General features: G+C 73.3%; 22 protein-coding genes. 6 read left to right on the top strand and 16 right to left on the bottom strand.

Annotation, left to right across the window (positions count from 1 at the left end; translation table 11 throughout):
* Nucleotides 1-75: 75 nt before the first annotated feature.
* Both IG94_RS0106940 and IG94_RS0106935 read right to left on the bottom strand, forming a co-directional pair.
* A complete protein-coding gene (locus tag IG94_RS0106940; protein ID WP_031032516.1) occupies nt 76-1,272 on the bottom strand; it encodes a glycoside hydrolase family 64 protein in 1,197 nt (398 codons plus the stop codon).
* Nucleotides 1,273-1,438: 166 nt separating this feature from the next.
* On the bottom strand, nt 1,439-1,921 hold the full coding sequence (locus IG94_RS0106935) for a nucleotide triphosphate diphosphatase NUDT15 (RefSeq protein WP_031032515.1): 483 nt from the start codon (nt 1,919-1,921) through the stop codon (nt 1,439-1,441).
* Nucleotides 1,922-2,117: 196 nt separating this feature from the next.
* On the opposite strand from IG94_RS0106935, the gene IG94_RS41530 reads away from it, so the two are divergent.
* The gene (locus IG94_RS41530) at nt 2,118-2,264 is read left to right on the top strand and encodes a hypothetical protein (protein ID WP_037770726.1); all 147 of its coding nucleotides are present in this window, start codon (nt 2,118-2,120) and stop codon (nt 2,262-2,264) included.
* An 80-nt stretch (nt 2,265-2,344) separates the two neighbouring features.
* Here IG94_RS41530 and IG94_RS0106925 read toward each other — a convergent pair whose 3' ends face one another.
* The 3 genes from IG94_RS0106925 to IG94_RS0106915 all read right to left on the bottom strand — a co-directional run bounded on the left by IG94_RS0106925 (nt 2,345) and on the right by IG94_RS0106915 (nt 5,494).
* The gene (locus tag IG94_RS0106925; protein WP_031032512.1) at nt 2,345-3,202 is read right to left on the bottom strand and encodes a glycoside hydrolase family 16 protein; all 858 of its coding nucleotides are present in this window, start codon (nt 3,200-3,202) and stop codon (nt 2,345-2,347) included.
* A gap of 95 nt (nt 3,203-3,297) precedes the next feature.
* Nucleotides 3,298-4,491 (bottom strand): glycoside hydrolase family 64 protein, encoded by a 1,194-nt coding sequence (locus IG94_RS0106920; RefSeq protein WP_031032510.1) that lies wholly within the window; start codon nt 4,489-4,491, stop codon nt 3,298-3,300.
* Nucleotides 4,492-5,023: 532 nt separating this feature from the next.
* Complete coding sequence (locus IG94_RS0106915) at nt 5,024-5,494, bottom strand: hypothetical protein (protein WP_031032509.1); 471 nt, start codon at nt 5,492-5,494, stop codon at nt 5,024-5,026.
* 288 nt (nt 5,495-5,782) lie between these two features.
* Between IG94_RS0106915 and IG94_RS0106910 the strand changes: the two genes are divergently transcribed.
* Nucleotides 5,783-6,658 (top strand): helix-turn-helix domain-containing protein, encoded by an 876-nt coding sequence (locus tag IG94_RS0106910; RefSeq protein WP_031032508.1) that lies wholly within the window; start codon nt 5,783-5,785, stop codon nt 6,656-6,658.
* A gap of 191 nt (nt 6,659-6,849) precedes the next feature.
* Complete coding sequence (locus IG94_RS0106905) at nt 6,850-7,665, top strand: SAM-dependent methyltransferase (RefSeq protein ID WP_031032507.1); 816 nt, start codon at nt 6,850-6,852, stop codon at nt 7,663-7,665.
* Between the two features lie 25 nt (nt 7,666-7,690).
* Here the strand turns inward: IG94_RS0106905 and IG94_RS0106900 are convergent, their stop codons facing one another.
* Genes IG94_RS0106900 through IG94_RS0106890 form a run of 3 tightly spaced genes read right to left on the bottom strand, consistent with a single transcriptional unit; the run spans nt 7,691 to nt 11,208 of the window.
* Complete coding sequence (locus tag IG94_RS0106900; protein ID WP_031032505.1) at nt 7,691-9,304, bottom strand: vWA domain-containing protein; 1,614 nt, start codon at nt 9,302-9,304, stop codon at nt 7,691-7,693.
* Nucleotides 9,305-9,360: 56 nt separating this feature from the next.
* Nucleotides 9,361-10,578 carry an AAA family ATPase gene (locus tag IG94_RS0106895; RefSeq protein ID WP_031032503.1) on the bottom strand — a complete coding sequence of 406 codons (1,218 nt, stop codon included), beginning with the start codon at nt 10,576-10,578 and terminating at the stop codon, nt 9,361-9,363.
* A gap of 60 nt (nt 10,579-10,638) precedes the next feature.
* Nucleotides 10,639-11,208, bottom strand: coding sequence for a TetR/AcrR family transcriptional regulator (locus IG94_RS0106890; RefSeq protein ID WP_031032501.1), 570 nt, complete (start codon nt 11,206-11,208; stop codon nt 10,639-10,641).
* A gap of 185 nt (nt 11,209-11,393) precedes the next feature.
* Between IG94_RS0106890 and IG94_RS0106885 the strand changes: the two genes are divergently transcribed.
* The 3 genes from IG94_RS0106885 (at nt 11,394) to IG94_RS0106875 (ending at nt 14,425) form a co-directional block, all read left to right on the top strand.
* Nucleotides 11,394-12,029, top strand: a complete 636-nt coding sequence (locus IG94_RS0106885) for a hypothetical protein (protein ID WP_031032499.1) — start codon at nt 11,394-11,396, stop codon at nt 12,027-12,029.
* 353 nt (nt 12,030-12,382) lie between these two features.
* Nucleotides 12,383-13,006 carry a sigma-70 family RNA polymerase sigma factor gene (locus IG94_RS0106880; protein ID WP_031032497.1) on the top strand — a complete coding sequence of 208 codons (624 nt, stop codon included), beginning with the start codon at nt 12,383-12,385 and terminating at the stop codon, nt 13,004-13,006.
* Between the two features lie 51 nt (nt 13,007-13,057).
* The gene (locus IG94_RS0106875; protein ID WP_043483043.1) at nt 13,058-14,425 is read left to right on the top strand and encodes a phosphatase PAP2 family protein; all 1,368 of its coding nucleotides are present in this window, start codon (nt 13,058-13,060) and stop codon (nt 14,423-14,425) included.
* Between the two features lie 77 nt (nt 14,426-14,502).
* Here IG94_RS0106875 and IG94_RS0106870 read toward each other — a convergent pair whose 3' ends face one another.
* The 8 genes from IG94_RS0106870 to IG94_RS0106835 all read right to left on the bottom strand — a co-directional run bounded on the left by IG94_RS0106870 (nt 14,503) and on the right by IG94_RS0106835 (nt 22,231).
* Complete coding sequence (locus IG94_RS0106870) at nt 14,503-15,423, bottom strand: SDR family oxidoreductase (RefSeq protein ID WP_031032492.1); 921 nt, start codon at nt 15,421-15,423, stop codon at nt 14,503-14,505.
* Between the two features lie 277 nt (nt 15,424-15,700).
* Entirely contained in the window at nt 15,701-16,258 is a 558-nt protein-coding gene (gene ssuE / locus IG94_RS0106865; RefSeq protein ID WP_031032489.1) for an NADPH-dependent FMN reductase, read from the bottom strand.
* Between the two features lie 77 nt (nt 16,259-16,335).
* On the bottom strand, nt 16,336-17,112 hold the full coding sequence (locus IG94_RS0106860; protein WP_031032484.1) for a serine aminopeptidase domain-containing protein: 777 nt from the start codon (nt 17,110-17,112) through the stop codon (nt 16,336-16,338).
* Nucleotide 17,113: 1 nt separating this feature from the next.
* The gene (locus tag IG94_RS0106855) at nt 17,114-18,145 is read right to left on the bottom strand and encodes an LLM class flavin-dependent oxidoreductase (RefSeq protein ID WP_031032480.1); all 1,032 of its coding nucleotides are present in this window, start codon (nt 18,143-18,145) and stop codon (nt 17,114-17,116) included.
* A gap of 10 nt (nt 18,146-18,155) precedes the next feature.
* The gene (locus tag IG94_RS0106850; RefSeq protein WP_031032473.1) at nt 18,156-19,496 is read right to left on the bottom strand and encodes an LLM class flavin-dependent oxidoreductase; all 1,341 of its coding nucleotides are present in this window, start codon (nt 19,494-19,496) and stop codon (nt 18,156-18,158) included.
* Between the two features lie 79 nt (nt 19,497-19,575).
* Nucleotides 19,576-20,451, bottom strand: a complete 876-nt coding sequence (locus tag IG94_RS0106845; RefSeq protein WP_031032471.1) for an ABC transporter ATP-binding protein — start codon at nt 20,449-20,451, stop codon at nt 19,576-19,578.
* Nucleotides 20,448-21,344: an ABC transporter ATP-binding protein gene (locus IG94_RS0106840; protein WP_031032469.1), complete on the bottom strand. Its 897-nt coding sequence runs from the start codon at nt 21,342-21,344 to the stop codon at nt 20,448-20,450. The genes IG94_RS0106845 and IG94_RS0106840 overlap by 4 nt, the downstream gene beginning before the upstream one ends.
* Complete coding sequence (locus IG94_RS0106835; RefSeq protein ID WP_031032467.1) at nt 21,344-22,231, bottom strand: ABC transporter permease; 888 nt, start codon at nt 22,229-22,231, stop codon at nt 21,344-21,346. The genes IG94_RS0106840 and IG94_RS0106835 overlap by 1 nt, the downstream gene beginning before the upstream one ends.
* Nucleotide 22,232 lies beyond the last annotated feature (1 nt).

Genomic DNA, 22,232 nt, shown 5'->3' with positions numbered 1-22,232 from the left:
GGCCGGAGGGGGCAGAGCCCGCACCCTCCGGCCGCGCCGGCGGGGGAGGGGGCGGGCTCGCGTCGTACCGGGCGGTCAGTCGAGCGGGGCGAGGGTGAGCCGGGCCTCCGCCGGGTTGCCGTCGTGCACCAGGGACTCGTGGTTGCCGACGTCGTCGAAGGCGAATGCGTACGCCTTCCCGTCGGCCATCCGGTCGTGGATGATCCGGGCGTAGTGGTTGGTCACCGACTCCTTGTAGAAGCCGGCCGCCGAGGAATCGGGCTGGTTCGGGTTGCTCAGCAGCGTCGAGCGGTTGAAGCCCGCGCACAGAGTGCGGGAGATCGGCCCGCGCACCTGGTCGTTGGGGGCGTCGAGGAGCCGGTGGCAGCCGAAGACGCTGGAGGCGTCGGGCTTCTGGAAGCTCGTGACGACCGCGCCTGAGCTGTTGGTGAAGTTCATGACGTTGCCCGAGACACGGCCGAAGTACTTGGTGTTCGGCTGGTCCCCGAAGGGCGTGACGGTGAGCGTGGTCGTCGCGTACTTCTGCCACACGCGGTTGATGTAGTCGTCCATGACCGACGCGGGCAGCGCCCCCGTCTCCACTCCGTACAGCGGGGCCAGTGCCCGCAGGACGGTGCCGTCGGGCCGGGTCTGGATCAGCCCGCCCCAGCCGGACTGCGCCCGCAGCGCGTTGAACACCCCGTTGTAGCCGCCGGCCTTGAGCTGCCCGGCACTGGTCACGCTGCCGTCGGCGCGCTGGACGCCCACCGTGTAGGGCGCGGAGAACATGTCGACCTGCGTGCTGTTCAGCCACAGTCCGTCGTTGTTGAGCGTGTACTCGGACCAGTTGAACAGGATGTTGCGGTTGGGGTCGCTCGGGTTCTGGACCGCGGGCTGCACGAGGCCGCCCGTGGTCAGCCGGAAGTCGATCTTCTGCCCGTAGGAGAAGTAGATGCGTCCCGAGAGCTTGGGGATCCGGATGGTCTTGGTCTGTCCGGCGGCCGGTCCGGGGATGGACGCGTCCGGTGCCGGGGTGGGGGGATTGCCGCCCGCGGGCCATGCGTGGAACGTGCCGTTCGCGTCGGCCCAGCCCTGCTGACCGGTGGTCAGCGAAGTGCCGAGGTTGTAGACGTACACCGCGTCGCCGCGGCCGGCGTTGTTCGTGATCTTCAGAGGAATGGTGGCAGGCACCGCGGCGTCCGCGGCCGGTGCGCCGCCGAACGTGAGCAGGGCACCGGCCAGGCCTGCGGCCGTGGCCACGGCGAGCAGACGGCGTCTGAGTCTCGTGAGCACTCTCCACCTCCGTGCGGGGTGTGGGGGAATTGGTCCGTACCGATCCTGAGAGCGCTCTCAGAGTCGCGCCGGGGCGCGTCCATGTCAATGGAGCGTGCCGTGGCGGACAACGTCCCCCGCGGGCTGCGTCCCGGCGGGCGGGCGCCCCGGTGTGCTGCCCCGACGCTCAGGTCACGTCGTAGTGCCGCACCCCGTCGGCACCGCGCCGCGGTGCCCCCGGCCACAGGCAGTCCAGGACCGAGGCGGACGGCGGGAAGAGCGCGGCCGGTACCGCCTCGCGGGCGAACCACTGCCAGCGCACGATCTTGTCCGGCTCGGTGACCCGGGGCGCACCCGACGCCCGCCCGGTGACGGCGGCGGCCGTCACCCGGGTCAGACCGGCCATGCCGTCGACCAGTACGGCGAGTACCCGTACGTCCGCGACGGCCGCCGTCAGCCCGGTCTCCTCCGCCAGCTCCCGGCAGGCCGCCGTCTCGAAGTCCTCGCCCGGGTCGACCTTGCCGCCCGGAAGTTCCCAGCGCCCGTCACGACCGAGGCCGAGCAGGACCCGGCCGGCGGGATCGAGGACGGCGAGACCGACGCCGGTCAGGCTGTGGGAGGCGGGACGGGCACGTTCGGGGCGCTCTGCGCCGGGAGCGGGGTTGTTCACGCGGCCATTGCACACCGCCGGGGCCCTCGAACGCCACCGTGGAAGGGCCCGGGGCGCGGCCGGGCGCGGGCGTGCGCCGGGCATCGGACGGGCGAGCCCGCGGGGCGGGGTGGCGCCCGCCGTGCGCACTGAGCCATTCGGGGTCATCCTGGAAGCCGGGCCACGAAGCCCACAGACCGACCTGCCGGGAGGTCCTGTGATTCTGCTCGCGCTGCTCCTACCCGTCGTGATGATGGCCTTCCTGTTCGCCGCCGACGCGCTCGAGGACCTGATCTTTCCGCCACCCGCGGCCCCGGAGGAGGACGCTCCGAAGGCCGACGCCGCCAGGACGACCTCCTCCTGAACGCGGGACGCCGGGGCTGCGAGCGGGCGCGTGCCCTCTCCCAGCCCCGGCGTCCGCGCGGGGTGGCGGTTGTGCAGGGGTCAGCCGTCGCTGGTGGTGACCGTCACCTCGTCGACGACCAGTTGCTGCGGGAAGGTGGTCGAGCCGTCGGGGTCGCCGGGCCAGTAGCCGCCGACCGCGAGGTTCAGGATGAGGAAGAACGGCTTGTCGAAGACCCACGCGTTGCCGTTCAGGTCGGCGGGCGTGCGGGTCTGGAAGACGTTGCCGTCGACCGACCAGGTGATCTTGTCCGGTGCCCAGTCCACCGCGAAGGTGTGGAAGGCGTCCGCGAACGCCTCGCCGTTCGGCAGCGTGTAGCCCGCGCCGATGCCGCCCTCGCCGGAGTAGCCGGGACCGTGGATGGTGCCGTGGACGGTCGACGGTTCGAAGCCGACGTTCTCCATGATGTCGATCTCGCCCGAGTTGGGCCAGCCGACGTCGCCGATGTCCTGGCCCAGCATCCAGAACGCGGGCCAGATGCCCTGCCCGCGCGGGATCTTCATCCGGGCCTCGACGTGACCGTAGGTCGCGGTGAACTTGCCCGAGGTGTTCAACCGCGCCGAGGTGTACTCACAGGTGCCGTACCAGCACTGGTAGTTGCCCGGGTTCTCGCGGCGGGCCTCGATCACCAGGTTGCCCTGGCCGTCGAGCTTCGCGTTGTCGGTGCCGGGCGTGTAGTACTGCCGCTCGTGGTTGTTGACGTTGTCGCCGGTTTCGAGCTGCCACTTGCCGGAGTCGACGCCCGATCCGGCGGGTCCGTCGAACGTGTCGGAGAACGTCACCGCCTGGGCGGACTCCGGCTTCTGCTCCGCCTGCGCGGGGGTCACCGCGGCGGCCGCGACGAGGGTGGCCGACAGGGTGGCGAGCAGGCAACTGCGCAGCAGTCTTGAGGAGGCCATGTCTCTCCCTTCGTGGGCCCGCTCCCACGAAGGGGAGCGGGCCGAGGAGGTGGGGGGAAGGTCGTGCTGTCCGGGCGCGGGTGGGGCCGGCCGGGTCAGCCGAAGGACTCGAGCGTGATCGCCGCGTCCTTGGGGTCGCCGTCGTGCACCAGCGACTCGTGGTTGCCGACGTCGTCGAAGGCGAAGGCGTACGCCTGGCCGTCCTGCATCTGGCCGTGGATGAGGCGGGCGTAGTGGTTGGTGACGTCGTCCTGGTAGAACCCGGAGTTGTCGGCGTCCGGCTGCTCGGAGTTGGTGAGCAGCGTGGAGCGGTTGTACGCGGCGCACAGGGTCCGCGAAATGGGGCCGCGCACCTGGTCGTTGGGGGCGTCGAGCTTGTTGTAGCACCCGAAGACCGAGTCGGAGTCGGGCTTCTCGAAGGAGGTCACCACCGCGCCGCTGCCGTCGGTGAAGTCCATCTTGTCGCCGTTGACCTTGCCGAAGAACTTCGTGTCCGGCTGGTCCTTGAACGGCGTCACCGTCAGCGTGTCGGTGCCGTACTTGTCCCAGACGCGGTTGATGTAGTCGTCCAGCACGTCGGTGGGTATGTCGCCGGAGCCGATGCCGTGCCCGGGGGCCAGGACGCGCAGCGGGGAGCCGTCGCCCTGGGTCTGGACCAGTCCCTCCCAGCCTCCGCCCTGCTGGGTGAGGCCGTCGGCGACCGCCTTGTACCCGCCGGGCTTCAGCGAACCCGTCTGCTTCGTGGAGCCGTCGCCCGCCGTCAGACCGACGGAGTACGGCGCCGAGAACATGTCCACCTGGGTGGAGTTGATCCACAGACCGGAGTCGTTGAGCGTGTACTCGGTCCAGTTGAACAGCGTGTCGTGGTTGGGGTCGTCGGCGTTCTGGACGGCGGGCTGCACGAGGCCGCCGTCGGCGAGCCGGAAGTCCAGCTTCTTGCCGTACGAGAAGTAGACCCGGCCGGAGAACTTCGGAAGCTGAACGGTCTTTGACCCGCCGTTTGCAGGCCCCTCGAACGAGGCGTCGGGGGCGGGGACCGGCGGAGCGCCGCCGGCCGGCCAGGCGTGGAAGGCTCCGCTCTCGTCCGCGTAACCCTGCGTGCCGGAAGCGAGTTCGGTGCCGATCACGTAGACGTAGACCTGCTCGGCGTTGCCCGAGTCGTTCTTCAGGGTGAGCGGGATGGTGTCCGGCACGGCGGAAGCGTGCTCGGCCGGGCCGCCGACGACGGCGATGGCGCCGATGGACGCCGCGACGGCCAGGGACGCCGTCAGCTTGCGTGGGGAAAGCACACGGTCCTCCTTGGTGTGGGGGGACTTGCAGGGTTGTAGCCCTTCCCTGCGCATGTCAACTAGTTGAACGAGATCAATCGGAAGAAGGCCCTCCAGGTTCGAGAGGTGAAGCGGACAAAGCCCTCGATTGGGCAAGTGCCCGCCGAACGCGGGACGTTACGTATCCCGTTGTTGACATGTGCGCCACCACTCATGATGCTGGATGGTCTGTACCACCGATGTCCACGACGATCCGTGGAAGTGGAGGCGGAAGGACCTGCCGTTCCTGCCCGACGGCCGGCGCGGATGCGCGCGGGACCGAATGTGCGCGGGGAAGCTGCGCGCGGGAGAGTCGCGCGCGGGAACAACCTGTGCGCGCGGCGCGGTGTGCGCGGGACAGTTGCGCGCGGTACCGGTGTGCGCGACCGCGTCGACCGCCGGGACGGCGTCGGCGGCACCCGGTGGAGCCGGGTGAAGCCCGGACGCTCCCCGGACGAGGCTTACGGGAAGCCGCAGTTGCGCGGTCGGCGCGGCCTCAGGGCATCGGGGAGGGTCAGGGCGTCAGGGACCAGCGCGGTGGCACGCCGGTGAGCCGGCAGACGAGGAAGAACAGCGGTATGGGCGCCGTGTAGGGGGAGTCGCCGTCCGGGCCGTGCACCAGGCGCGGGCCGGTTGCACGGCCCGCTGCCGTCGGGCGTGTCCACGAAGGGTCGCCGAAGACGTAGCGGGTGCTGTGCGGCCAGGCCACTCCGACGTCGGACCCGGAGGGGACGATCCACCACCAACGGCCCTCGTCGGCGAAGACGCACCCGGCGCGGGGGAGGGCGGCCAGGATGCGTTCACCGTGCTCCGGGCAGGTCCCCACCGCATCGTGGCCGAGACCGGAGCGCAGCCCGGCGGGGAGGCGGAGCGCGGCCGGACCGGCAGTGCCGTGCAAGGGCGACCGGGCGCTGCGGGACGTGCACGCGCCCTCACGCGCGGTGGCCGCGGACGGGCGTGGATCACGGGTGTGCTGCAGGTCCATGGGGGGTGTCCTTCGACGCGTACAACCGGCGGAGCACCAGGAGAACGTTGTCATGCCGGACCGTCCCGGGGGTGGGGGATGCGTCCTCGGCAGGACGGGTCTGGTGTTCGGTTGGCGAAAGGAGGAAACAGGGGGCGGTGCAGCCACTGTGTCATCCGTCAACAACACTGCGCAACCGCCAAGTTGAAAATTGCAGCTGAGTGACGGCATGCTCCTCGGGCGGACGCGTCCGCGTGACAGACTGCGCATCCGGAGCCGGGCGCGGAAGACGGGCGAAAGGAAGACGGTGTGACCGCCGAGACCGACTGGGGCGGTGCCCCCTCCGTGCTGCGCATGATCCTCGGCAGGCAGTTGGAGGATCTGCGCACCCGGGCCGGTCTGACCTTCGAACAGGCCGGTGAGGCGATCGGGGTGAGCCACTCCACGATCCGCCGCATGGAGGCCGCGAAGGTGGCGCGGCTGCGCCTGCCGGACGTGGAGAAGCTGCTCCAGATCTACGGCGTCCGCGACCAGCAGGAGATCGACACCTTCCTGAAGTCGGCGCGCGAGGCGAACAAGCGGGGGTGGTGGCACACCTACCGGGACGTCATGCCGGACTGGTTCGCGGCCTACCTGAGCCTGGAGCAGGCGGCCCTGCACATCCGCGGCTACGAGCCCCAGTTCGTGCACGGCCTGCTGCAGACCCCGGCCTACGCGCGGGCGTTGCTGAGCGCGGGCAATCCGCACGCCTCCTCGACGGCCACCGAGCGGCGGGTGGCGCTGCGCATGCGGCGCCAGGAACTGCTCACCCGGCCCAACCCGCCCCGGCTGTGGGTGGTCATGGACGAAACGGTTCTGCGCTGGCCCGTGGGCGGTTCCCGGGTGATGCGGGAGCAGGTGGACCATCTGATCGAGGTGGGCCGGCTGCCCCATGTGACGCTCCAGATCATGCCGTTCGAGTCCGGTCCGCACCCCGCCATGCGGGCGGGAGCGTACGACCTCTTCCGCTTCCGGGCCCCGGAACTGCCCGACATCGTCTACCTCGGCGGTCTCGTGGGCGCCGTCTACCTGGACAAGCGCGACGACGTGGTGGTCTACCGCGAGGCCCTGGACCGGCTGGGAGCCCAGGCCGTGCCGGCAAGAGGCACCGAGGGCGTCCTCGGCGCGCTGCGCAAGGAGATGTGACCTCGCGGACGGTGACCTGGCGGCGGTGATCTGGCGGAGGTGACCTCGCGGGCGTGGGCACACGGAGGTGGCCACGCGGACGTGCTCACGACGGCCTCCGGTGCCGGACAAGCCGGTCGGCGCGTGGAGTTCAGTGGAATTCACTCGTACCGTACGACCCGAAGCATGACCCGAATGGAGAGGGGCGAACGTTGTCCGACAGCGGATGGCCGGCCGACCGGATCGACACCGAGCACGCGCATTCGGCCCGGATCTACGACTACATCCTCGGCGGGAAGGACTACTATCCCGCCGACCGTGAGGCGGGGGACGCGATGGCCGCGGAGTGGCCCGCGCTCCCCGTCCACATGCGCGCCAACCGCGACTGGATGAACCGCGCGGTGCGGTGGCTGGCCGAGGAGGCCGGCATCCGCCAGTTCCTCGACATCGGCACCGGCATCCCCACCTCCCCGAACCTGCACGAGATCGCGCAGTCGGTGGCGCCCGCCTCCCGCGTGGTCTACGTCGACAACGACCCGATCGTCCTCACCCTCTCCCAGGGCCTGCTGTCCAGCACGCCCGAGGGCCGGACGACCTACATCGAGGCCGACTTCCAGCGCCCCGAGGCCGTCCTGGAGTCCGCCGAGTTCCGCAGCACCCTGGACCTGGGCGAGCCCGTCGCGCTCACCGTGATCGCGATCGTGCACTTCGTCCTCGACGAGGACGACGCGGTCGGCATCGTCCGCCGCCTCCTGGAACCGCTGCCTTCCGGGAGCTATCTGGCCATGACCATCGGCACCGCCGAGTTCGCCCCGCAGGAGGTGGGCCGGGTCGCCCGCGAGTACGCGGCCCGCGACATGCCGATGCGGCTGCGGACCATCGACGAGGCCCACGAGTTCTTCGAGGGACTCGACCTGGTCGAGCCCGGCATCGTCCAGGTCCACCAGTGGCATCCGGACGGCACCGGCGAGAAGGGCATCCGCGACGAGGACATCGCGATGTACGGAGCGGTGGCCCGCAAGCCGTAACGGTCCCGGGCGGCCGCCGCCGGCCTCAGATCACGCGGAAGAGGTCGGCGGCGGCGTCCACGTCGGTGAGGTCCTCGACGGAGCGGAGGTTGTCGCACAGCGCCTCGAGGACCGAACCGGCCGCGGCGACCCGCGGGGCACCGATCGCGACGCCGAAGACGCGGAAGCCCAGCCGCCGTTTGGCCTCGTTCCAGCCGCGCATCCACTCCTCGGTGACGCCGCAGTCGTCGTCGGTGAGCATCACGATGTCGCCGCGGGCCCGGCCGGCGTCGTTGAACTCCTCCTCCAGCAGTTCGCTCGCGGCCGTCAGCGGCCGCTGGTAACTGGTGCCGCCGCCGAGGAAGGACTCCGCGAAGTCGAGGACCCGGCCGGGCGGGGCAGGCCGGCCGGCGGGGAAGCGGAAGACCCGCAGCTTGTCCGCGGCGGAGAACAGGATGCCGACGAAGTCGCGCCCCGCGTCGCGCGCCTGGTCGAGCAGGGCCAGGGCGCACGCCTTCGACCACGCCTCTCGGGTGATGCCGCCGGGCCCCGCCTCGTACATGGAGTGCGAGGTGTCCACGCACGCGATGACGGCGCCCCGGCCGGTGGTCTGCTCGCCCTGGCTGTCGTAGAGCATCAGCTCCCCGGCCGCGTAGCGGGCGGCGAAGACCGCGCGCAGTTCGGGCAGGCCGAGGTTCGCCAGTTCGGACGGGACGACGCGGGACAGGTCGTCGCCGAGGGTGACGCCGATCAGCTCCCCGGTGGCGTTCTCGACCTTGCGGGCGCGCTCGCCCGCGGCCATCTGCCGGAAGCGGCCGATCAGTTCGGCCCACCGGGCCAGCCGGCCCGCGCGCAGCCGCTCGGCGAGGCGCGCCCGTTCGCCGAAGGGCATCCGCTCCAGTTCGCCCGGTCCGACGCCCCAGGCCCGCATCAGGGCGGCCTCCTGCCGGGCCGCGGCGGCCGACTGCGCCACGGCGCTCCGCGCGGCGGCGGCGATGCCGGGAAGCGGGGCGGCCAGCGCGTGACGGGCCTCCCGCGCGGCCTGTTCCGCGGTGGTCCTCGCGCGGTCGGCGGCACGCCGGACCGCCTCGGCCGCCGCGTCCGGTACGGTGCCGTCCTCCTCACCGGCGTCGGCGGCCCGCCCGAGCGCCTCGGACACGGCCGCGGCCGCGTCCTCGGCACGCTGCCCGGCCTCTTTCGCCCGCTCGCCGTGCTCCTGGGCCTGCCGGGAGTCGTCGAGCATGCGCCGCAGCGCTCCGGACTGGGCGAGGACGGCCATGGCGGCGGCGTACGGGTCGCCGCCCGTCTCGCGGTGCAGTTCGGCGAAGCGCGGAGACTCCAGCAGCGCGCCGAGGATCCGGTGGTTGACCAGCCGGGACGGGTCCATCTCGGCGTGCTCGCGCAGGCGCGGGCCGACCCGGTAGGCGGCCAGGAAGACGTCGGCGAGGAGGTCGGCGGCGTGGGCGTGGCGCCCGCCCAGTTCCCCGGCGAGGTCGCGCAGGGCGGCCGCCTGCTCGTAGGTGTCCCACCACGTCATGCGGTCGAAGCGGTCGGCGACCACCGCCCCGGTGTGCCCGGCGGTCGCGGTCTGTGAACGGGCCGGCCACGCCCCGGCCCGGCTCGCCTGCCCGCCGTCGTCCCGGCCCGGTGTCTCCGCCACGGCCTTCTCCGTCCCTCTGCCCCGCCCCGGGGCTGTCCCTCTGTCCGCCCCGGCGCTCAGAGCTGTGCCTGCACCGCGCTCGCGTCCACCCCGAGGGCCTCGGTGAGCACGCGGGCGCGGACGGCGCGCTGACGGCCGGTGACCCGGTCGACGGCGGCGGTGGAGCGGCCGGCGCCCACCGCCTCCTCGCGGAGTCTCTCCAGGCGCCTGCCCGCGGTGGCGAGCTGGTGGTGGGCCTTCGTGATCACCCACTCGCTCAGCGCCTCCCGGGACTGCCCCGCCATCGCGTCGAGCTGCGCCTCCAGCTCGTCGATGGTGTCGGCGAGGTCGAGGGCCTCCTTGGCGTCGGGGTTGACCAGGTGCAGCACCTCGCGCTCCACGGCCGGGCGCTCCGCGGGGGAGTTCCACAGCACGTGGGTCAGCACCGACAGGTCGTTCTCGGTGACCGACCGGCGGCCGTCCAGGTACGCGGACGCCTGGAGCAGGCCCACCGCCTGCCGCCAGCGCCGGTCGGAGGCGACCAGTTCCCTGCGGCGCAGGGCGGCCCGCAGGGTGCACACCGCGTCCACGATCAGGTCGGGGACGTCCACGGCGGGCACGTGCTCGGCCACGGCACGCCGCAGCGCGGCCAGTTCCACGGTGGTCCGCGTCGGCGCCGCCGGGCGGCTGACGGCGGAGCGGACGAGCGCGGCGAAGTTCGAGGGGTCCTCCAGGTACGTGACCTCGATCCGGACCAGCAGCCGGTCGTAGATCGCGGCCGAGTCCTCGCCGTCGGGCAGTTCGTTGCTCGCCGTGATGGCGCCGATCAGGGGGCAGCGGACGGGTTCACCACCGCTCTCGGGGTGGTAGATCCGCTCGTTCAGGTAGCCGAGGGTCTCGTTCAGCGCGGCCGTGGAGCACTTGAAGATCTCGTCGATGAAGGCGACATGGGCCGTCGTGGCGCGGCCGTCGTAGACCTGCCGGTACTCGCCCCGGGCCAGCGCGGCGACGTCGATGGGGCCGAACATCCGCGTCGGCGCGGTGAACTTCGACAGGAGTATCTCCCAGTAGGACGCCCCCTCGATCCGGCCCGTGAGCTCCCGTGCCATCTCGGACTTTGCCGTCCCGGGCGGGCCGAGCACCAGCGAGTGCTGACCGGCCAGGAGCGTCACCAGCAACGTCCGCACCACGTCGGCCCGTTCGTAGAACCGGTCCGACAACTCGTCGCCGATCGCCCTCAGGTCGGCGGCGGTGTCCTCGGCGGGCTGTGCCTCCCGCAGGTCCTGGGGGCCCATGGCCGACTCCTTGTCCGTTGCGTCCGGGACTGGCGGATCCGACCCTATCGCCGGGCTGAACTAGCCGGTCGGCCAGGTGCGCAGGAGGGCGTCGAGCCCGTTCAGGATCTCGGTCCAGCTCTCCTGCGAGTCGGGCGCGCTGTGGCTGAAGCCGCCGGCGCTCTCCAGAGTGACGTAACCGGTGAAGACGCTGCCCAGCAGGCGCACGGCGTGCGTCTGGTGCGGTTCGGCCAGGCCGTATCCGCGCAGGACGGCGCGTGACATCTGGGCGTGCCGCGCACCGGCGCCGGCCGCCGCCGCCTCGGCGTCCAGGGGGAACTGCGTGGCGGTGAAGCGGCCCGGGTGCCGGCGCGCGTAGTCGCGGTAGGCGTTGGCGAACGCCGTCAGCGCGTCCTTGCCGGACCGCCCGGCCACCGCGTCGGAGACCAGATCGGCCAGTTCCTCCAGGGCGAACAGCGCGATGCCGGTCTTCAGGTCGTGGGCGTTGCGCACGTGCGAGTACAGGCTCGCCGTCCGGACGCCGAATCTCCGGGCCAGCTCCGTGGGCGTGGTCCGCTCGAACCCGATCTCGTCGGCCGTCTCGGCCCCCGCCCTGATCAGGGTTCCGGTCGTCAGCCCTACGCGTGCCACCTGTGTCCTCCGCCTCGACCTCCGGACTCGCCTCCGGAGCATCCGCAACCGATTGTCGTCCTGCCTAATCAGGTTAGGCGAATCTCGTCGTGTGTGGTGAATCACATGACCGAGGTCGATTGCCGGACGGAGAACGTGCGTATCCCCCTCAAGACGCCGGGACCGGGATGCGGGGGTGGGCCGCCATGACTGCCGGGTGGTGCCTGCGCGCGACACGGGCCGCGGTCCTCGCGGCGGTCTGCGTGCTGCTCGCCGCCCTGGGCCACGTCCTCATGTCGGGGGCTCCGCTGCCCGGCGGCGCCCTCGTCGCCGCGGTGGCGGCGACCGGCGGCGCGGGGTGGTCGCTGGCCGGCCGGGAGCGCGGGCTCCTTCCCGTCTCCTCCGTCGTGGTGGCCGCCCAGGCGGCGCTGCACCTGTGGTTCTCCTGCGCGCAGGACCTGTCTACGCCGCAGGCCTCCCCGGCGCCGTCGCCGATGCCGCACATGAGTCACGCCCTGCACGCCGGAGGTCCCGTGCCGGGCCCCGACCCGGCCATGTCCGGGATGCCCGGGGCCTCCGCCGGCATGCTCGCCGCGCACCTGCTGGCCGCGCTGCTGACGGGAGTGTGGCTGGCGTACGGCGAACGCGCGGTCTTCCGCGTCCTGCGGGCCGCCGCCGCACGGCTCGCGGCCCCGCTGCGGCTGCTCCTCGCCCTCCCCGCACCTCCGCACCGCCCGGGCGGTGCCGCCCGGCCCGGCCGCGCGGCCCGCCGGCCGCGGCGGTTGCTCCTCGTGTACGCGCTCACGTCCAGGGGGCCGCCCGCGGGCTCCGCTGCCGCCTGAGGCAGCCGGACCCCCGAGCGGGCGGCCGCCCGGTGCCGCGTACCGGGCGCGGCCCGCTCGGGCCCGTGCGGACGTCCGCCACCTGTGCGTACGTACGCCCACCGCTTCCCCGCCCTTGCCGGACCGCGAGCCCCGTACCGGGCCGGCGGTCCGGCACCGGACGCGCTCGTGTGCGCCGCGCCCCGCCGGGTGCGCGAGCACGCGGTGCGCCGGTGCGCGACCCGTCGACACGTGACACGCCGTACGCGCACGCCGCCTCCAGTACGCCGGCCCGTGTGCGCCGTCTCTCGTGCGCCGGTGCTCCGTCGCGCGCCTCGCGTGCCGTGCGTCCGGACCCACGAGAAGGACCGCACGTGACCGCTCCCGTCCCGTCCCCCGTACGCGACGACCCGGCGACCGGCTGGGCGCTGGCCGCCCGCGCCGGTGATCCGGAGGCCGTCGAGAAGTTCGTCCGCGCCCTCCACCGAGACGTCCGCCGCTTCGTCACCCACCTCGGTGCCGACCCCCAGTCCGCCGAGGACCTCACCCAGGACACCTTCCTGCGGGCCCTGGGCAGCCTGCACCGTTTCGAGGGCCGCTCCTCCGCGCGCACCTGGCTGCTGGCCATAGCCCGCCGCGCGGTGCTCGACAGCCGCCGGCAGGCCTCGGCACGGCCGTGGCCCGCCCGCACCGACGACTGGGAGGCCGCCGCCGAGCGCGCCCGGGAGCCCGGACTGCCGGGCTTCGACGACGGTGTCGCGCTCACCGGACTGCTCGACGCGCTGCCCGCGGAGCGCCGGGAGGCCTTCGTCCTCACCCAGCTCCTCGGACTGCCCTACGCGGAAGCGGCCGAGTTGACCGACTGTCCCGTCGGCACCGTACGCTCCCGCGTCGCCCGGGCCCGCGCGGCCCTGATCCAGGCCCTGTACGACGCCGAGAAGGGCGGATCGGACGCATCGGCCCCGCACAGCGTGCCGTTAGCATGTTCGAGCTCGTGACGATCGGCACGAGTGACCCATTCGTCCGAACCTCTAGCAAACGGCACACAAGTGAAGACCACGTCAACACGAATATCCCCGCGCAGGGACGGTGGCCGTCCGCCCGCCACCGGGCGTCGGCCGCGGGTCGCGCTGTGGGCCGCGGCCGGTGTGGTGACCACCGGCTTCCTCGTCGCGCTGGAATGCGCCGCGCGCCACTACGGCGTGCGGGGCCCGCTCACCAACCAGGCCCGGGAGGTCGTGTTCGCCCCCGACTCGGGACCGCTGCTCTACGCCGGCCTCGCGTTGACCATGGTCGTGCTGACCTGGCGGCAGCGCCTCCTCGCCGCCGGTGCCGCGGTCGGCATCGACGTCGTCTTCTGGCTGGTGCGCTGGGCGGCCGGCGCCGACATGAACTTCGGCAACGGCGCGCTGTGGGTGGTCCTGGGCTGTGCGGCCGTGGCCGTCACGCGCCGCAGAGGCAGCGAGCGGACGCTGCTGCTGAAAGGGGCCGGGCTGGGGCTGTTGCTGGTCGCCGGCCACAAGACGGGCGACACCTGGCTGCTCATCACGTCGGAGACCCGGCGGGCCGTGCTCGACCCGTACGTGGCCACCGCCGACCACGCGCTGGGCGACCCCTCGTGGCTGGTCGGCCGGTTCGTGCACGCCACCGAGCCGGTCGGCGGCCACGTGCTCCACCTCGTCTACGGCCAGCTCCCGCTGGCGGCGGCCCTCGTCGGGCTGTACCAGCTGCGGCACGTGGCGGCCGAACGCCGTTTCCCGAGCCACCACCTCGTGCGCACCTTCCTCGTCATCGGCCTGCTCGGGCCCGCCGTCTACCTGCTCTTCCCGGTCGTCGGGCCGGTCTACGCCTACGGCGGGGACGGCGGGCCGTGGGCGGTGGCCCAGCTGTGGCCGGACGTCCTGCCGCCGCCCGGTGTCCCGCACGCGGTGCCGTTCGACGAGGTCACCCCGCGCAACTGCATGCCCAGCCTGCACACGGCATGGGCGACCACGCTCTTCGTCCACTCGCGCAGGGCCAACCGGGCCGTGCGGTTCGCGGGGACCTTCTGGCTGGTCGCCACCCTCACCGCGACGCTCGGCTTCGGCTACCACTACGGCGTCGACCTGATCGCCGGCGTGGTCTTCGCGCTCACCGTCGAGGCCGCGATGCGCGCGTCCGCGCGGGGCTGGGACCGGGCCGGCATCGTGCTGGTCGCCCACGGCACGACGGTGTTCGCCGTGCTCCTGGTGGCGTACCGCGTGCTGCCGGTCGAGATGGCCGAGCACCGGTGGGCGGCCGGACCGCTGCTCGTCCTCGCGGCGGCCTCCGTGGTCCTCGGCCACGTGTGGACCACCAGGGCCCGGGAGCCGGGGGCCGCACCGGCGAGGGCGCCGGAACCGCCGGAGCCCGCGGAACCCCGGCCCGAACTCGTGTGAGCCCCGTCCGCGGGCGGACGCGCGAGTAACGAAGGCGGGCGGGGGAGTGGGGTCCGGGGGAGGCGTGACGGGCGGGACTACTTGAAGTAGTGGCCCTGCTCCAGGTCCTCGACCAGCCCGGGATGGACGGGCTCCCACCCCAGCAGCTCGCGGGTCAGCGCGCCGGACGCGGCGCGTTCGGAGGCCAGGGGACCCGCCAGCCAGCCGAAGTGGGCACCCGCGTCCGCGGCCGCCACCGAGACCACTGGCAGGCCGAGCTGCCGGCCGATCACCTCGGCGATGTCCCGCACGGGCAGCCCCTCCTCCGCCACCGCGTGCAGCGTCGAGCCCGCGGGGGCCTGCTCCAGCGCGAGGCGGAACAGGCGCGCGGAGTCCAAGCGGTGCGCGGCCGACCAGCGGTTGGCGCCGTCCCCGATGTAGCCGGAGACACCCCTGTCCCGCGCGATCCCGATCTGAGCCGCGACGAACCCGTTGTCGCCCTCGCCGTGGTTGGTGGGGGCCAGCCGCACCGCGGACGAGCGGACCCCGCGAGCGGCGAGGGAGAGAGCCAGCTCGGTGGTGGCGGCCCGGACGTGCTGGGCGTCGCCCCGGGCGGCGGCGGCCAGGTCCGGGTCGTGGCCGTCGCGCTCGGTCGCCACGTGCCCGGGAACGGAGGGTGTTCCGGCCGCGACGGCGAATGGCCGGTCGGAGCCCACGAGCGCCTCTCCGATCACTTCGACGGCACGCCGGTCGGCCTCACCGGCGCCCGCGAAGTCCCCCGTGAAGGCGATGTCGTGCTTGAAGGCCAGATGGACGACACCGTCCGAGGCCGCGGCGGCGCTGCGCAGGACGTCCAGGTCGTCGAGGGTGCCGCGGACCACATCGGCCCCCGCGCCCGCGAGGGCGTCGGCCGAAGCGTCCGAACGGGCGAGTCCCACGACCTGATGCCCCGCCCCGATCAGCTCGGGAACGACGGCCGAGCCGATCCAGCCGGAGGCGCCGGTGACGAATACACGCATGAGAATCCTCCTGGTATGGCCGTGCGACCGTCCGTGCCGCGGAAGCGGACGGACACGGGGGCATCGCCGACGGCGGTCGATGTCAGTCGCTGCCATCGACCGTAACACCTGATGTCAGCCACTGCCATCGGGGATTCCGCGAACAGCCCGTCTCACCGCCGGCCGGATCGCGTCCGCCACCCCCGTCGCCCCGGCCCCGGCGCACGCGGTGACCACGACCTTGCCCGCGCCCCCGGCGGACGGGGAGACCCGGGCACGTCCCCCGCCCGGCCGGCGCTCACCCCGTCGACGCGAGCGTGGCCGGACGCCCGGCCAGCGCCGCCGAGAACTGGTCGGTGACCTGGGCCAGTGCCTCGGCGGCGCCCGGCGCGACGACCGTCGCCCCGCCGTCGTCGACGGTGATGTCCCGGTCCAGCGTGAACCAGCCGGGGACGATGTGCAGCGCCCCCATCGAGCTGAGCACCGGACGCAGCGCGTAGTCGATGGCCAGGACATGGGCCGTACTCCCGCCGGTGGCCAGCGGGAACACCGTCTTGCCGGCCAGCGCGTACTGCGGGAGCAGGTCGAGCAGCGACTTGAGCAGCCCCGAGTAGGCGGCCTTGTACACCGGGGTCCCGATCACCACCCCGTCCGCGCGCTCGAACAGGGCGGTGGCGTCGGTGATCGCCGGGTGCCGGAAGTCCGCCCCCAGCAGCGCCTGCGCGGGCAGGGTGCGGACGTCCAGCGGCGTGACGTCGTGGCCCTGCCGCCGCAGCCGGTCGTCCAGGTGACGCAGCAGGCGCGCGGTGCGCGAGGTGGGGGAGGGGCTTCCGGATACGGACAGGATGGCGGCCATGTGGGCACCCTTTCGCGGTCGGGTTCGACGGGACGGGCCGGAGCGGGGGCGCCGGCCGGCGGCGGTGGCCGCGGGAGTCACCAGGCGCTCGTCTCCACGGCGACCGCCGGCACCAGTCCGCCCCGCAGGCTCTCCAGGAACGTCACGATCTCGGCGGCCACCGAGCGGTGCTGCACGTCGTTGAGGACGTCGTGACGGGCGTCCCGGACCACCGACAGGCGGGCCCGGGGCAGGGACTTGGCGGTGTGGAGCAGCGCGGCCCGGTCCGCGAGCGGGTCGGTGCCGCCGATCAGGAACAGTGCCGGCAGGGCGAGTTCGGCCTCGTAGGCGGCGGCGAGCAGGCCGTCCGGGAGGGCCTCGCCCAGCGAACCCCGCCGCACTTGCGTGTCGTCGCTCAGCGTGCCCCGGTGCGTGGGGCAGGAGGTGCGGACGTCGAGTTCCTCGTCCCAGGTGCCGACGCCGGTCGCCGCCCGGCCCGGCAGTCCGGCGAGGACGACGGCGTCGGGCCGCCGGCCGCCGGGCAGCCGCCCGCTCCGCCCGAGGTACGCGGCGAGCGCGGCGGCTCCCGCGTCGGCGCCCAGCAGCACCACGGGCTCCACGACCCCGTCGGGGCCGGCGGCGCCGTCGACCGCCTCCGCCAGCGCGTCGCCGAAGCGGGTGAGGGCGGCGTCGCCGTGGGAGTCCTCGGCGTCCAGGCCGGGCGCGTCGACGACGCGGACCCGGTAGGCGTCGGCCGCGAGGCGGGCCGCGAGGCGGCCGTAGGTCGCCCGGGTCTCGCCGCGGCCGGGCACCACGACGACCGTGCCGCGGGTGCGCAGGCCGTCGGGGGCGTGGTGGTCGGTGTGCTCGCTCATGTCAGACTCCTGCGGGTGCGGGCTCGTCGCGGACCGCCGGGCTCCAGCCGAGGGCGGGTGCCACCTCGGTCGCGATGAGCTCCAGCGCGCGGATCGTGGCGTCGTGGTCGGGTACGGCGGGGTTGAACTGGGTGATCAGGTCGGTGGCGAGCGGGAGGACCCGCTCCTGCCGGAGGGCCGCGACGATCTCCTCGGGGGAGCCGTGGAACGCGTGGAAGCGGCGCAGCGCCTCGTCCGCGTCGAGTCCCTTGGGGAACGCCCCGTGCTCCGCCATCCGCAGGGCCGCGCGATGCACGTCGTCCCCGATGTGCCGCAGCGCCGTACGGCGGTCCTTCGCCGGGAAGACCAGCCTGGACAGGCCGACGCGGGGCCTGCGCGGCCGGTCCCACGCGGCGAGGAAGGCGTCGGCCCAGGGCCGCTGCACCTCGTCGGTGGGCGCGTCGTGGCCGTAGGCGGCCCGGTTGAGCAGCAGGTTGGAGCCGCCGCTCGCCGCGTACGCCGCCCCGCCCCCGCTGAAGACGCCCTGCCAGATCCGGTCGGTGAAGTCGCCGGGGGCCGGCTGGACGCGGAAGCCGGGGGCGCCCACCTCCTCGCCCCGCAGGGCCCGGCGCAGGACGTCCAGGTGCTCGCTGGTCAGTTCGCGCCTGCGGGCCGCGTCCCGGCCGAAGGCGGCGTACTCCAGGTCGCCGGAGCCGCTGCCCACGCCCAGTTCCACCCGCCCGCCGCTGAGCACGTCGACGGTCGCGACGTCCTCGGCGAGGCGTACCGGGTCCTCCAGCGGGAGCACCGTGACGGCGGTGCCGAGCCGGATCCGGGTGGTGCGGGCGGCGGCGTGCGCGAGGAAGGTCCACACGGAGGACAGCCCGCCGCCGCCGAGCGGCACGTGGTGCTGGGCCACCCAGCCGACGTCGAAGCCGAGTTCGTCGGCGACGAAGAGTTCCTGGGCGTTGCGGTAGGTGAGGGCGGGGTCGGTGCCGCGCCCCTGGACGTGGGTGAGGAAACCCAGTCTGAAGCGGGGCCGCTCGCTGGTCATCGCGGGCCTCTCAGCCGTTCACGGAAGAACGCCGGCCGCTGTGCCGGTTGGCCGGCACCGGCAGGCCCAGGTTGCCGCGCAGCGTGTCGGCCTCGTACTCGGTGCGGAACAGGTCGCGCTTCTGCAGGATCGGCACCACGCCGTCCACGAAGTAGTCGAGCTCCTCCTGGGTGCGGAAGGCGAGGTTGATGCCGTCGAACGTGCCGGCGCCGAACCACCGCTCGATCGTGTCGGCCACCGTCTCCGGCGACCCGACGAAGGGGGAGCGGCGGAACTCGGCCACCGACTGCGCCACCTGACGCAGGGTCAGGTTTTCCTGCCGGGCCCGTTCGATGATCTTCGCGGCGCCCGTGCGGCCCCCCTTCTCGGCGAGGTGGGCGACGTCCGGGAACGGCGCGTCCAGGTCGTGCACGCTGAAGTCGTAGGCGCCGAAGGAGCGGCCGAGCAGCGCCAGGTGGCGGTCGAAGTCGTTGTCCTCCTCGAAGATCTCCCGCTCGCGGCGCCGGGCCGCCTCGTCGGTGGCGGCGACGACGGGACCGCCGTGGATGAAGATCTTGATGTGGTCGGGGTCCCGGCCGTAGGCGGCGGTCCGCCTCTTGATGTCGGCGTAGTAGTCGCGGGCCTGCTCCAGCGACCCGCCCGGCGCGTAGATGCCCTCGGCCACCCGCGCGGCCAGGTCACGCCCTTCCTCGGACACGCCGGCCTGGAAGACGACCGGCTGGCCCTGCGCGGAGCGCGAGATGTTCAGCGGACCGGCGACCTTGAAGTGCTCGCCCTCGTGGTTCAGTTCGTGCAGCCGGGACGGGTCGAGGAAGACGTTGCGCGCCACGTCCGCCGGGAAGGCGTCGTCCTCGTAGGAGTCCCACAGGCCGCGGGCGACCTCCACGAACTCCAGGGCGCGGCCGTACCGGGTGGCGTAGTCGAGGTGCTCGTCCAGCCCGTAGTTGCGCGAGGTGCCGGTGTCGAAGCTGGTCACGACGTTCCAGCCGGCCCGGCCACCGCTGATGAGGTCGAGCGAGGCGAAGCGGCGGGCCAGGTTGAAGGGCGAGTTGTACGTCGAACTGGCCGTGCCCACCAGGCCGATGTGCCGGGTGTGGGTGGCGACGGCGGACAGCAGGGTCAGCGGTTCCAGCCGGTTGAGGTAGTGCGCCGGGTAGGTGGCGTTGATGAACTGGCTGTCGACGATGAACAGCGCGTCGAACAGCGCGTGTTCGGCCGCCTGGGCCTGCTTGATGTAGTAGTCGATGTCGATGCTGGCGTTCTTCGCGACGCGGGGGTCCTTCCACAGGCCGTGCTGGCCGGGGCCGCCGACGCCGTAGGGGTGCAGGGCGAGATGGATCCTTCGGGACATGGGTTCTTCCTGTCTGCGGTGAAGGCGATGCGGTGAGGGGTTGCGTGAGCGGTCTCTGGCCGGGATCGCGCGGGCGGGGTCAGGCGGGCAGCAGGGCGCGCAGGGCCGCGCGCTCGGAGCGGTCGGCGGGGGCACCGCGCAGCGTGGGCGCGGAGCCCACCAGCAGCCGCGTGTACGGGTGCTCCGGCCCGCCCACGACGTCGCGGGCGGCGCCGACCTCGACCAGCTCGCCCCGGTACAGCACGGCGATGCGGTCGGCGACCCCCGCCACGGACCCGAGGTCGTGCGAGATGAAGACGAGGGCCACGCCGCTCGCGCGCAGGTCCTTGAGGATCTCCAGGACCTGGACCCGGTTGGCGGAGTCGAGGGCGCTGACGGGCTCGTCGAGGACGACGAGCCGGGGTTCGGTGACCAGGGCGCGGGCCACCGCGATCCGCTGCCGCTGTCCGCCGGAGAGTTCGCCCGGCAGCCGGCCGAGCAACTCCTCGGAGAGCCGCACGCGGGGCAGGAAGGCCCGCACCCGCGCCGCCGCCTCCTGCCGGGCGACGCCGCGCACGAGCAGCGGCTCGGCCAGCGACGCCTCGACGGTGAGGTCCGGGTCGAGACTGCGCAGGGGGTCCTGGAAGACGTACTGGATCACCCCGCGCCTGCGCAGGTCGCGCCACTGGCGGGCGCTGTGGGCGGTGACGTCCTCGCCGTCGACGACCACGGACCCGGCGGTGGGCCGCACCAGCCCGAGCACGGTACGGGCGAGCGTGGACTTGCCCGAGCCCGTCTCGCCGATGAGGCCGACCGTCTCACCGGGCGCGACGCTCAACGAGACACCGTGCAGGGCCTTTCGGCGCCTGCGCCGCGCGCCGTAGTGGACGTCGAGCCCGGTGACCTCCAGGACGGGGCGGACGCCGGTACCGGTGCTGTCGTCGGCGCCGTCGAGGTACGGCCGGCCGGCGGTCACGACTCCTCCCCGGGCCGGCCGAGGAACTTCTCCAGGCCGTACTGCTCGTGCTCGCTGATCAGCAGCCGCGTGTAGTCGTGGCGCGGGTCGTCCAGGACCGCGCGGGTCGGGCCCTGCTCGACCACCTCGCCCCGCCGCATCACCAGGACCTCGTCGCACAACTGGGCCACCACCGCCAGGTCGTGGGAGACGACGACGAGGGCGAGTCCGGCCCGTTCGCGCAGGTCGGCGAGGAGGTCGAGGATCTCCGCCTGCACGGTGACGTCCAGGGCGGTGGTGGCCTCGTCGGCGACGAGTATCCGCGGGTCCGCGGCGATCGCGGCGGCGATCAGCACGCGCTGGAGCATGCCGCCGGACAGCTCGAAGGGGTACTGGTCGTGCACGAGTTCCGGGTCCCGCAGATGCACCGCGCGCAGCAGGGCGAGGACCCGCTCCCGCGCCGCACGGCGCCCGAGGCCCTTCTTGACCCGGACGACCTCCGCGATCTGCCTGCCGATCCGCAGCGACGGGTTGAGATAGGACGCCGGGTCCTGGAAGACCGCGCTGATCGTGGCCCCGCGCAGCGCGGTCCACCGCGCCGGCGTGAGCGTGGAGATGTCGGTGCCCTCGATCTCGACCGAACCGCCGGTGACCTCGAAGTGGGGCGGCAGGATGCCCAGGGCGGCCCGGCAGGTGAGGGTCTTGCCGCTGCCGGACTCGCCGACGATGCCGACCACCTTCCCGGGGGTCAGCTCGAAGCTCACGCCGTGCACGATCTCGCGGCCGTCGCTGCCGTCGGCGATCCGCACGCCGCGCAGCGAGAGCAGGGGCACGGCGCGGTCGGGCGGTTCGGCCGGACCGGGTGTGCCGGTCTCCTCGGCCCGGGTGAGAAGTTTCTCGGAGACCGTCGTCATCACGCACCTCCTGCGGGGGCGGGTTCGGTTCGTTCGGGCCGGCCGGTGCGGGCTCCCCGGCCCTTGAGCAGGGCGCGCCCCGCCTCGCCGGACACGTCGCGGATCGCGTCCGCGAGCAGGTTGCCGGCCCAGACCGTGATCATGATCAGCACCGCCGGGACCAGCGGTGCCCACGGCCGGTGGCTGAGGTAGCCGAGGTCGGAGGCGAGCAGGCCGCCCCAGGTCGGCTCCGGGGGCTGCACGCCGATGCCGAGGAAGGTCAGACTGGAGACGATGACGAAGCCGGTGCCGATGGTCTGGGCGAAGGCCACCGCGATCGGCGGGAGCACCTTGGCCCAGACGTGGCGCCGCACGACCCAGCCGACCGAGGCGCCGCAGATCAGCGCGGCCTCGACGTACTGCGAGCGTGCCACGGCCAGGGTGGCGGCGCGGGAGACCCGGTAGAACAGCGGCGACACCAGCACGCCGGTCACCAGCATCGCCTGCGTCAGCCCGTTGCCGAGCAGTGCGATCACGGCGACGGCGAAGAGCAGGAACGGCAGGGCCACGAGCGTGTCGGCCAGCCGCAGGGTGACCCATTCGAAGACGCGGCCCAGGTACACCGACAGGATGCCGGGGACCGCCCCCACGGCCAGTGCCGTGAGCGCCACCTCGAGCGCGCCGAGCACGCTGACCCGGGAGCCGTCGAGCAGGCGGCTGAGCACGTCCCGGCCGAGGTAGTCCGTGCCCAGCCAGTGGCTGCCGGACACGGCGGCGAGCGTGTTGTCGCTGGTGGCCAGCGGATCCTGCGGGGCGAGCAGCGGTCCGAGGACCGCGAGCAGCGCGACGACCGCCAGGATCGCGACCGCGATGCGGCCCGAGGTGAGGGAGAGCACGCGACGCACCATG

It is taken from the genome of Streptomyces olivaceus, from assembly GCF_000721235.1.
GTDB lineage: Bacteria > Actinomycetota > Actinomycetes > Streptomycetales > Streptomycetaceae > Streptomyces > Streptomyces olivaceus.
Note: the sequence above shows the minus strand (reverse complement) of the source record. Positions and strands in the feature narration are given on the sequence as shown.